Source organism: Corynebacterium sp. 74A (assembly GCF_008930665.1).
Lineage (GTDB): Bacteria > Actinomycetota > Actinomycetes > Mycobacteriales > Mycobacteriaceae > Corynebacterium > Corynebacterium megadyptis.
The window spans coordinates 448353-459144 of the sequence record NZ_PQMG01000002.1; the positions used below are offsets into that span (position 1 = coordinate 448353).

The 10792-nt window shown below is 56.8% G+C and carries 14 protein-coding genes; 7 read left to right on the top strand and 7 right to left on the bottom strand.

The window, feature by feature from the left end; all coding sequences use genetic code 11:
• Nucleotides 1–19: 19 nt before the first annotated feature.
• A complete protein-coding gene (locus GBB11_RS05025) occupies nt 20–469 on the bottom strand; it encodes a hypothetical protein (RefSeq protein WP_151550331.1) in 450 nt (149 codons plus the stop codon).
• Between the two features lie 5 nt (nt 470–474).
• The gene (locus GBB11_RS05030; protein ID WP_151550332.1) at nt 475–978 is read right to left on the bottom strand and encodes a hypothetical protein; all 504 of its coding nucleotides are present in this window, start codon (nt 976–978) and stop codon (nt 475–477) included.
• A 123-nt stretch (nt 979–1101) separates the two neighbouring features.
• Between GBB11_RS05030 and GBB11_RS10825 the strand changes: the two genes are divergently transcribed.
• Together GBB11_RS10825 and GBB11_RS05035 are read left to right on the top strand one after the other, a co-directional pair.
• Nucleotides 1102–1242: a hypothetical protein gene (locus GBB11_RS10825; RefSeq protein ID WP_192796303.1), complete on the top strand. Its 141-nt coding sequence runs from the start codon at nt 1102–1104 to the stop codon at nt 1240–1242.
• 43 nt (nt 1243–1285) lie between these two features.
• Entirely contained in the window at nt 1286–1531 is a 246-nt protein-coding gene (locus GBB11_RS05035; RefSeq protein WP_151530381.1) for a hypothetical protein, read from the top strand.
• Between the two features lie 57 nt (nt 1532–1588).
• On the opposite strand, the gene GBB11_RS05040 is transcribed toward GBB11_RS05035, so the two are convergent.
• The 5 genes from GBB11_RS05040 to GBB11_RS05060 form a co-directional block, all read right to left on the bottom strand.
• A complete protein-coding gene (locus GBB11_RS05040; RefSeq protein WP_151550333.1) occupies nt 1589–1795 on the bottom strand; it encodes a YgaP-like transmembrane domain in 207 nt (68 codons plus the stop codon).
• 239 nt (nt 1796–2034) lie between these two features.
• Entirely contained in the window at nt 2035–3192 is a 1158-nt protein-coding gene (gene nagA, locus GBB11_RS05045) for an N-acetylglucosamine-6-phosphate deacetylase (RefSeq protein ID WP_192796302.1), read from the bottom strand.
• A 629-nt stretch (nt 3193–3821) separates the two neighbouring features.
• Nucleotides 3822–4679: a class II fructose-bisphosphate aldolase gene (locus GBB11_RS05050; protein ID WP_151550335.1), complete on the bottom strand. Its 858-nt coding sequence runs from the start codon at nt 4677–4679 to the stop codon at nt 3822–3824.
• A 56-nt stretch (nt 4680–4735) separates the two neighbouring features.
• Entirely contained in the window at nt 4736–5683 is a 948-nt protein-coding gene (locus GBB11_RS05055; RefSeq protein WP_151550336.1) for a 1-phosphofructokinase family hexose kinase, read from the bottom strand.
• An 11-nt stretch (nt 5684–5694) separates the two neighbouring features.
• Nucleotides 5695–6570, bottom strand: a complete 876-nt coding sequence (locus tag GBB11_RS05060) for an SIS domain-containing protein (protein WP_151550342.1) — start codon at nt 6568–6570, stop codon at nt 5695–5697.
• A 465-nt stretch (nt 6571–7035) separates the two neighbouring features.
• Here GBB11_RS05060 and GBB11_RS05065 point away from each other — a divergent pair, with 465 nt between their 5' ends.
• The 5 genes from GBB11_RS05065 to GBB11_RS05085 form a co-directional block, all read left to right on the top strand.
• The gene (locus tag GBB11_RS05065; protein WP_151550337.1) at nt 7036–7464 is read left to right on the top strand and encodes a PTS sugar transporter subunit IIA; all 429 of its coding nucleotides are present in this window, start codon (nt 7036–7038) and stop codon (nt 7462–7464) included.
• Between the two features lie 55 nt (nt 7465–7519).
• Nucleotides 7520–7804 (top strand): PTS sugar transporter subunit IIB, encoded by a 285-nt coding sequence (locus tag GBB11_RS05070; RefSeq protein WP_151530375.1) that lies wholly within the window; start codon nt 7520–7522, stop codon nt 7802–7804.
• 33 nt (nt 7805–7837) lie between these two features.
• Nucleotides 7838–9175: a PTS ascorbate transporter subunit IIC gene (locus tag GBB11_RS05075; protein ID WP_151550338.1), complete on the top strand. Its 1338-nt coding sequence runs from the start codon at nt 7838–7840 to the stop codon at nt 9173–9175.
• Nucleotides 9176–9213: 38 nt separating this feature from the next.
• The gene (locus GBB11_RS05080) at nt 9214–9963 is read left to right on the top strand and encodes a sugar isomerase domain-containing protein (RefSeq protein ID WP_151550339.1); all 750 of its coding nucleotides are present in this window, start codon (nt 9214–9216) and stop codon (nt 9961–9963) included.
• A 702-nt stretch (nt 9964–10665) separates the two neighbouring features.
• The coding region (locus GBB11_RS05085) for a class II fructose-bisphosphate aldolase (protein ID WP_192795986.1) at nt 10666–10792 on the top strand (127 nt) is incomplete at its 3' end.

Sequence of the window (10792 nt, forward strand, 5' to 3'; positions counted from 1 at the left end):
AGCCTCGCAGGGCGAGCGCCTAGCCCGCAGGCAGCGGGCGGTAGTTGGGGTCGGCGTCCTTTAATGCTTTACGACGCAACCTCGCCCGCTCCATGCCGTGCCAGACCTCGATGAGATCCACCACGGCGCGCACCCGCACCCAACACTCGCGGGCGATGGGTTCGCCGCTGAAGGCGTCCTCATAGGATTGCCAGTCGGGATCCGTGATCGCCGGCAGACGCAGGTTCTTGGTGGAGGCTTTGAGCTCCTCGGCGGCGGTGCGCATGCGCTCGACGAGGGCGCTAATCGCCTCGCGGGAATCCAGCACAGCATCAACCTGCAGCAGATCTTTCTCGCGCTCGCGGCCCACGGGATAGTCACCGCCGAGAATCCAGGCGCCCGCGGTCACGCCGGTGGCGGTGTCGAAGTCATCGTCCACGTGCCAGATCACGTGGTGCTGCTCATCGGGGCGGTCGGTCACTGCAAGCATGGCGCTTACTTTCCTTCCCGTGCGGCGAGCTCGGCGCGCTGCGTGGCCTCGCCGAGGGCGTAGACAGCAGCGCCGAGGCCAAGGCCAATATAGGTGCGGGGTTTGGAGACGCCAGCGGCGCGCAGGGCCGCGGAGGAGGCGTCGATAAGCGCGCTCTGGGCCTTGAATCCCGCCCAGAGGCCGGCGCCAGCGAGCGCGGCCTTGGTCCAAAAACCGCGGGGGCTGTCGACGGGGCGTTGATCGTCGGCGTCGAGGGTAGCGCGGATCTTGGCGAGAGCTACCTCGGGGTCATTATCGGGGTTATCGTCCTGGGTGGTGGCCCAGACACTCACCCCAAAAGCGCTGGTGAACAGCGCGGTCGTGAGCACGCCGCGGGCGAGGCGACAGGGCACATACTCGGGCAGGGCCACGGACACGGCGGTGGCTACGGCGGGGGCGAGTCGACCCACGAGGGTGTCGTCGAGGGTGTAGGTGAGCACGGGGGTGTCGTGGGGCTGGGGAGATGTCATAGCCGTTTAGCTTAGTCGCCACCCACGCCCGCGGGTATGAACCCTTGTCGGGGCGAAGGGCAGGACATAAGCTACGCAGCCACATGGGGACCTCCCCGTGTTCAGGGACGAGGAGACACTGACATGGCACGTGAACTCATTGGGCTCATCAAAGTGGAAGATGGCGAGATAGACACCGATGCCGTCACCAAGGTGCTGCAGGCAGCCAAAGCCGCGCAGGAACGAAGCGCAGCAGATAAGGACAACGACGAAGACGCCGACTAACGTCCGGTGCTGGTCGTTTGGCGCCAGCCTCTACGATGGGGGCATGGCGCTATTTGATCTGTTTAAAAAGAAGAAGCCCGTCGATCCGAAGAAGGAAACCTATATCGCGGCGGAGCATACGCAGCTGCCGCTGGATGGGTTCATGACTCGCCTCATGGCCGAGGAGCTACCGCTGCTCGATAGCGCCGCCCGGGGGCGGGTGTATGAGATTCTACGTAACTACGACGGCCCCACCATCACCTCTCAGGAAGAACTCCCCGAAGAGATTCGCTCTCTCATGGATCTGTAGGGATCCCCGTACAGAGCAGGTGGGGCCGCGCAGGGTGTGCGGCGACACTACCGCGGGCTAGGCAGCGGAGTTGACGCCGAGGAAACTGTAGAGCGGGCAGCTACCCACATAGGCCGTGGCGCCGATGCCAGCTGCGGCACCGAGCAGGCCTGCCTTGGCCCCCTTTCCCTTCACAGCGAGGCCGGCGAGAGCTAGGGCGCCAGCGACCCCATAACGAACCTTGCGGTCTTCTTCACCAACGTTTTTCTTGCCATACTTACTCATGAGCCCCAGTGTAGTCCTCCCCACCCAATAGGCTACGGTTCCGTAGGGTGAAGCTGCTCACGCAGTGCAGCCTGCGTTTATAGGGCCGCTAGGCGGGGCGCGAAGGGAGGAAAACGGCCCATCGGGAATACAGCTTTCCTTTTGTCAGGCCTAGTACTAGCGCCGCTGTGCGCGAGGTTCAACGCCAGCACAACTGCACAAGCCCACAACGCATAGGAAATACAGGAGCTTTGGAGACGCTACGCCCTAGAGTGTTCAACGCCCCCTTCAAATACCCTCTGAGGCAGCAAACTCATTGGGTCGAGCAACACAATATCTGCGGGGAAGCCAGGACTAATCTGCCCAAAGCAGTCCCCCAAACCAATAGCCTGAGCAGCGTGGCTCGTAGCAGCAGCAACTGCTACGTCAAGGGGTACATCCACGTTATGCACCGCGTTGGCTACGGCGCGATCCATAGTCAATGTGGATCCCGCAAGGGATCCGCCATTGGCCAGCCGCGCCACACCATCAGTGACCACTACCTCAAGCTCACCGAGCATATAGTGGCCGTCAGGATTGCATGTAGCGCTCATAGCATCGGTCACTAAAACGGTGCGATTCGGCGCTTCCAAGAACAAGGATTTCACCACATTTGGGTCCACGTGAATGCCATCATTGATGACCTCCAGCCACACACGTTCATCTCGGAGAGCAGCAACAACTGGACCAGGACTACGGTGATGTATCCCTTCCATACCGTTGAACGTGTGGGTCAAGATCGTAGCACCGGCATCAAAAGCAGCACGGGCTGTATTGAAGTCACACGCAGTGTGACCAACTGCCGCCCTCGCGCCAGAGGCGACAATTTGCTTTACAGCATTAATCCCATTCTCCCGCTCTGGGGCTAGTGTGACCTGTAACAGACGCCCATGAGCGGAGTCGATTACTTTCTGCACCCTGTCAGATAGAGGATCAACAAGCCGATTTTCAGGATGGGCCCCCTTGTGGGCGGGCGATAGGAATGGGCCCTCGGCGTGGAAACCGAGAACGTGACCGCTGCAATCCTCCACTAAGGGCATGAGAGCATCCATACGGGCGGTAAGATCGTCCAAAGATGCCGTGACGAAAGAAGCCACACAACGGGTCGTGCCATGCTTGCGGTGCTCAGCTACCGCAATACGTCCCGCATCTAAACCCTTGTCGTATGCTGCGCCACCGGCACCATGGTGGTGGATATCAATATATCCAGGGACCACCGGCGCCCCGTCCGCATCGATAACTCTGTCCGCCTCCCAACCTGAAGGATCCAATGCGACGTTTGTGATGCGGTCATTCTCGAACCGCACTGCGCCGCCGCGAAGGTGCCCCCCAATAACGCCGGTATAGAGTTGAGCGTTAACAATAATAGTTGAAGCCACGTATCTCATCTCTCTTTCAGAAGTAAAAACTATCGCTTCGTAGATGTTCTAGTTGTGTGGTTACCAAGTGGGCCACATTGCGCCCCATGAGATGAGGCACCCCACCTTAGCTGTGCGTTTCATGCGGAAACCGCGGTATTCTTGCACGTCGCTTACAACGTTGCTGTACAGAACCTCGGCTACCGACGTCGAAATACGAGCGAGATCGCTTCATTAGCGGCGCCAGAACCATCATGCCGAGGGACCCCCCAATGCGAGAAAACGAAGAAGCGACAGGAGGCTCAGCCTGTAGGCCTGAAGGCATCCCGTCTCAGTCACGCAGTGAGGCACATCATAGAAGCCACAACTCAGATTTGACGTAGCTCCCAGCTCTCTTCAGCCAGCGAAGTGGCTATCTCGCTCCACAACAACCAAGAAGGGGAAGGAGCAGCGAAGCACGCCAACCGTGCCTGCCATCAGCAGGAATTAGTTTTAGACAAAACTAGTTGACGCGCTACGCTACCCATTGCGTACTGATCTATTAGGCCTTCAAGAACAAGACTGTACCGATATCAAACATAGAGCTTCTTCCGTCAATCTCGTCATGAGCAGGAGGGACAAGCCTGAACCTTCTTGCAGACCAGCAGGCGTTAGCTACGTTGCGAGTCATGAACGTAATGAAATACCTCGAGCAGACGTGCGGCCTCGGTGGAAAGAGCATCTCGTCCAGCGGATACGTACTTGCGCGAGTCTGTGACTTCGGGCGAGGCATCCAGGTAGCTGCGAATAGCACGCGTAAAGTGCCCGTTAAGGTGAGTTGAGACGTTGATCTTGGTCATACCATGGCGGATACCCTTCTGGATCTCTTCATCCGCCACCCCGGACGAGCCGTGCAGGACAAGAGGGACTCCCGCAGCATCTTTCAATTTAGCGATAAGGTCGTGATCAAGACGCGCGGTGCGCTCCTGCATAGCGTGCTCACTGCCCACCGCAACGGCGAGCAGATCAACGCCTGTGTCTGACACAAACTGCTTGGCCTCGGCAGGATCAGTACGCACACCTGGCGTATGCGCGCCTTTCTTACCTCCGATTTCGCCGAGCTCAGCCTCTACAGTTGCCCCTCGGGCATGCGCATATGACACGACATCTTGGGTCGATGCGATATTTTCCTCGATCGGAAGAGTGGAGCCGTCGTACATCACTGAGGTGAAGCCCAAATCTACAGCTCGCTTAGCAAGATCGACCGATTCACAGTGGTCAAGATGGACAGCAACTTGTGCCGTGGATCCCTTAGCAAGAGCAAGCATCGCCGATCCAAGGGGCGTGATATCTCCATTGTGATACTTGATGCAATTGTGAGAAAACTGGAGGATGACTGGCAGGTCAGCGCGTTCAGCAGCACTGACAAGACCTTCAGCTGTTTCCAGATGAATCACATTGAAAGCGCCAATTCCTGTACCGCGCTGCGCAGCTTGCGATACCAAATCAAGAGTAGAAACTAGGGACATGAGAATAACTCCTCTGAGCGTTGGGGGTGAGAATGAATAGATATGCGGCAGTGCTGTTACAGTTCTGTAATAATTGGGACAATCTCCTTCCAGCGGTCGCCGATTGTCCCGGCAGCGGGATTGAGGACCGCCGCAGCCGAATAGCGCACTGCTCGCTCAAGCAGCTCTCTCACATCCAAAGAATCGAGCACGCCAGTGGCGAGTGCTGCCACTAATGCATCGCCAGCCCCCGTAGGGTTTCCCCGAAGCGGACGATCCGTGCGAGCACGGAAGCTGCCGCGCCCGCGGTAGGCCAAACCTTCTGCGCCCATCGATATCACCACCGCTCCTGCACCCAGCTCTTGTAATTGCTGGGCACTCGCAAATGGGTTGTCGGCTGCAGCACCACCTAGGGCCTCGATCAACTCGGCCAGGTTGGGTTTGAGAATGTCCGCCCCCGCCTTAGCGGCACTGAGAAGCTGGGGCCCACCACAATCCACCACCACAGTGCTATCGGCTTCATGGGCAATGCGGATCAGAGCAGGCAAAAGGCTCTCGGGCGTTGACGGCGGCCACGATCCAGAGATCGTAAGCACGCTACCGCGGCGCACGGAAAGCTCCTCTTTGACTGCGGCGCACAGCCCGTGCCACGTTTCCTCTGAATGGGAATCACCTACTTCATTCACCATGGAAACGTCGCCTACCTCTGTTTCGACCACCGCAAAAGTGCTCCGCATAGCAACAGACGTATCTGTCCAATGTTGCTGAACGCCTGCGGCGTCTAAGTGCTGTAACCAGCCCCGGGCGGCGGCATAATCACGGTCTCGGTCGGATAATGGGCCCAGCGCTACAGCGTCATACCCCTGCTCCGACGCAACCGTTGCGACATTGACTCCTTTACCCGCTAGTTGATACTTGCCCTGACTTACGCGATGAGTGCAACCGCTCTTCAAACGAGGAAGTGTGAGAGTTACATCGAGGGCCGGATTCGGGGTTAAGGCAACCACCGCGGGAGAGGTATGCATAACGAGCCGTCCTACTTGAGAATGACGGAGCGAGTGAGGTTGCGCGGATGGTCGGCATCGAGCCCACGAACGCGGGACGTTGCTAGCGCGATTTGGTGAATACGGACCAAATCCGCCATAGGGTCATTGCCGGTGTGGATGTACGTTGCCCCAGTCGCAGCAACCTGGTCCGCTAGGCCTTCGGGACGTTCACCGAACTGCCACGTGATGCGACCTGGACCAGCGATGGCAATAGGTCCGTGACGGTATTCCATCGAGTTGTAGGATTCAGTCCACGCTTGGCAGGATTCCCGCATTTTCAAACCAGCCTCGGTGGCCACACCCAAAGCCCAGTCCGCTCCAAGGAATGTGTATTGCTCGGCATCTACGAGCTCATCTTCCAGGTCGGTCGCGAGATAGTTCTCCGCCTGATCGGCGGCCTTGTTCACAACGCTGCTTCCCTGAATGCTGGCCCGCAGGAAAGCGAGCACAGTGGTGGCGAAGCGGGTTTGAACAACCGACTGCTCATCAGCAAAGGACAAGTTGACAACGTGGTCAGCTAGCTCCGCTACGGGAGTATCTTGGGCGCCGAGCAAGGCGATCGTTCGCATAGGGTTCTCTGCAGCTTTATTGTGCTTCAGGAACTCAATGACCTCGCTGGTAGTGCCCGAACGGGTAATAACGATTGCCACATCGTAGGGACGATTCGTCCGCACCTCCGTAGCCGTATACGCGTCGGTAATCCCTTTACCAGCGCTTTCGCGAAGAGCAGCATAGGCCTGGGCCATGAACCAACTGGTGCCACAGCCAATTACGACCGCGCGTTCTCCATTGCTCGGCAGGAATGAGTTCTCCAACTCCAAGGCTCGACGCCAACACTGTGGTTGGCTAACCAGCTCCTCTTCCATGTGGAAACCGGGAACAGTACTCACTGCATGATCCTTCCTTCGGGGTTCACGCCGCACCGCAGCCTCTACGCGAGGCGGGCCGCGTGTCGAATAAACACACCTTCATGATTGCACATGATTGTTTTCCTGTCTAGAGAATCATCGCGAATCACTCAGACGTGCTCATTCCCCGCTTAGCGCTAGGGCGAACCCCCGCCCTGCAGCCACATCATGCGCCGGACCCCAGCCGCCCGAGAAGCCAATACCCCCTTGTAGGCGCCATAATTTCCCGATCACCAGCGGATTCACACCAGCAGTGCCCCCACCCAAGGGAAATGATCGAAAAGCATATTCAAGATGATTGAAAATGCTTGACCATGATCGTTTTGGGGGCTAAGCTGAGCGGAGAGAGAGTTGCTATGCTCACTCCAATAATTTCAGTGTTATCCAAGCAACAGTGCATACAGCGCTGGGAAAGGGGCCTCAATGGGATTCGTTCCTGACGTAGTGGCAGCACGAAAGACTGCCGCCGACTGGGAGGAAGCCATCCGAGAGGTCGGCAAACTCTACGAGGATAGCGGCATAGCTACAGCAGAATATGCCCAAGCCATGATCGATGGCGTCAAGGAGTTTGGGCCATACATGGTTTTGACGCCTGGGGTAGCCATGCCTCATGCGAAGAGCGCCCGTGGCGTTCTCAAAAAAGGCACTGCGGTTGTCACCTTGGCTGAGCCGGTTAATTTCGGCAGCCCAGCTAACGATCCAGTGGACGTGCTCATCTCCTTCGCGGCTGGGGACAAGAAAGGGCACATGGCAATGATCCAGTCCTTGGCAGCTGTCTTAGGGGATCAAGACTTACTCGCTGCAGCACGTGCAGCGGAGACCGACGAAGAATTAGCTCGAGTATTCGAGTAGGGAAACCCACACGTAACCCTCACGCTCAATCACCACAACCACAAGGAGATCCACAATGATCAACATCGCAACCGTCTGCGGCATGGGCCTCGGCACTTCTATGATGCTCGCCGGCCAAGTTCGAACAATGCTCCAAGAGGCCAACGTCGATGCCAAGGTACAAGCCATCGACCTAGGGTCTTTCAAGTCCCAACCTTCTGACATCGTCGTCACGACAACGGGCATGCGCAGCAATGTTGAAGGCACGAAAGCAATCGTCGTCCTCATCGACAACCTCATCGACAAGAACGAGGTCAAGACCAAGGTCATGGCTGCGGTCGAGGAATTCCAGAATAAGTAAGCAGCTTCCCGCTCTCGAAAATGAGGAGTACTCATGAGCACCTTTGTTGATTTCATGGTGCAGCTGTTCCAGATTCCAGCGATTATCGTCGGATCAATCGCCTTGATCGGCCTCTTGGTCCAGAGGAAGCCTGCTGGCGAGGTCGTCACCGGAACTGTGAAGACAGCATTGTCCTTGCTGATCATTGGTGGCGGAGCCACCATCTTGGTCAACGGTTTGTCGCCCATCCAATCAATGTTCGAGATGGCGTTCCCAGCCGGGAATGTCCAGACCTTCGTCACCTTCGACGAAGCGGTGGTGTCAGCTGTTCAAACTGGGCCAGTAACGGCGTTGGGCTCCGAAATCGGCCTGACCATGCTGTTTGGCTATATGTTCCACCTGCTACTCGCCCGAATCACCCCATGGCACTATGTGTATCTCACCGGGCACATGATTTGGGTTCACGCGGGCGCCTTCACCATAGCTATTTACCAGTTCGGCTGGAGCCCGTGGCTAACAGTACTGATCTCGTCCATCTTGGTCGGCTTCTACTACACCTTGGCTCCTGCCCTAGCCCAACCTTTCGTCCGCCGTGTTACTGGCGGTAATGACGTTGGCTTCGCGCATGGACAGACCCTGCTCAACGTCCTCGCTGGTTACCTCGGTATGGTCATCGGCAACAAGGAAAAGTCCACAGAAGAAACGAAACTACCTGAAAAACTATCGTTCTTCCGTGACGTCGCAGTGTCTACGACCATTGTGATGACGATCGTATCTTTCGTCTCCGCAAGCCTGGCCGTTGCGACTGCAGGTGTGTCTGCTTTTGAGGCGCCGGCTGACAATGGAGGCATCTCCGATGGCCAAAACTGGATCGTCTTCTCTCTCGTGATGGCCCTGACCTTCACGGCTGGCATGTTGGTCCTGCTCTACGGCGTTCGTATGCTGATCGGCGAGATTGTGCCCGCTTTCGAGGGTATTTCCAAGAAGGTCATCCCTGACGCTATTCCGGCGCTCGACGCCCCCGTTCTCTTCGCTTTCGCTCCTAACGCCCTACTCGTCGGCCTGATTTCGGGCCTCATCGGCCAGATTGCCGGTATGGCTCTCTGTGGAGCAATGGGGTGGCCCGTGCCTATCCCGTCAATGATCGTGGCGTTCTTCGCTTCCGGTACCGCAGCTATCTTCGCCAACTCGACCGGTGGCCGAGTTGCCGCATGGCTAGGTGGCTTCCTGTGGGGCTTCCTTGGCTGGATCCTCATCTCGTTCGCCTACCAGGCACAGGTCTTTGGAGACCTCGCTGGTCTCGGCGCGGAAGGCCTTGGCTTCACCGTGCCAGACGCAATCGTGCCCGCAATCATCATCCACTTTATCGGCATGCTCTTCGGCGCCGCTTAAGCACGGAACATTGTTTCTAGAAAGGAAACTACATCGTTATGTCTAAGCTGACGAACAACTATTTCGACCAGATAACCAGCCTGCTTGAGAAAGTTCGGTCGACCCAACTCGAGAGCATTGATGAAGCAGCACATGTCATTGCTGACAAGGTAGCCTCCGGTGGACGCATCTTTGCCTTCGGTGCTTCTCACTCCAGCCTCCCAGTACAGGATATTGTTTATCGCGCCGGCGGCCTGATGCTTATCAACCCGCTGTACGGCCCCGGAATCGAAGCTCTCACCACGCGACCGACCACGCTGGGGTCGCAAATGGAGCAGATGCCCGGCTACGGTGAGGTCCTCCTAAACAATTCGCCGCTGCGCGAAGGTGACGTCCTCATTGTGGTCTCTGTATCTGGCCGTAACGCAGTTCCTGTCGAAATTGCCCGCGAGGCTCGAGCTCGTGGCATTTACGTTGTAGGTTTAACTTCTTCCAAATACACCGATGCAGTTACCTCTCGTGTGCCTGACGGTACGAAGTTGAAGGATCACGCCGATATCTTGCTGGACAACCAGGTGGATGCGGGTGACGCTGTCCTCTCGCTCGAAGGTGTGCCACAAAAGTTTACGCCCGCATCCGGCGTGACGTCGACGGCTATCCTTCACTCACTCTCCGCTGCCATTATTGAGCATCTCATCGAGCGCGGTATCGAAGCACCGGTGTTTCTAGCTGCTAACCTCGACGGCGGCGCCGAATGGAACGCGAAGCACATGGAAGAAAATCGCGACCGCATCTTCTACCTCAATTAACAGCTAGGCCTGCGGGGTTCCACAGCCAAACTGACACTCCCCAGAAGACAAAGTGATCCTTGGACTCAACCCAGGAGCTCAATAGCTGGGGGAACTCCGAAACGGCCATCTGTCTGTGACTAAACTGGGCATGCTTTGCCCAGAAGATACTAGGGGTCAACGGCTTCAGGCTGTTGACCCCTTTGGTGTCCTGCAAACTTGAGTGGCACCTTGATCAATTAGAAGATGATGGCGAGGACCGCGGTCCCGCCCGTCGATACATTTTCAGATCAAGCACACTATCGAAAATGCTATACGAACTAAAAAGAATCTCCGACCTCAAGCGCGTAATACACACCAGAGCGTTGCAGATTATTTTGCGATTCAACCACGCGACAACCACCGACGGTTTGCTTCCTCGACCAAAATCGAATGAGACGCTCCGTTTTACTGTTGGATCTGCGCGAAACCATGCAGGTAGCAGACGCTTTGGACCCGTAACAACTACCATCTGCTAGCCGGCTATATAAATAAAGCCAATGGCGTGACAAATTTCACGAATTTTTTATTCCCGTGAGGATATGCCCCTAGCCAGCGGTTTTTGAAAATCATCTTCAATCCGGTGGTGTATTTTAGTATTGCCACCACGGAAATTATGCCAGAATTTGGCATAATAAAAGAGGATAAGTTCTAACCCCGTTCCAGTCTTATAAGGAGAGTTTTATGCCAATTGCAACCCCCGAGGTCTACAACGAGATGCTGACCAAGGCCAAGGAGGGCGGCTTCGCCTACCCGGCCATCAACTGCACCTCTTCCGAGACCATCAACGCCGCGCTCAAGGGCTTCGCTG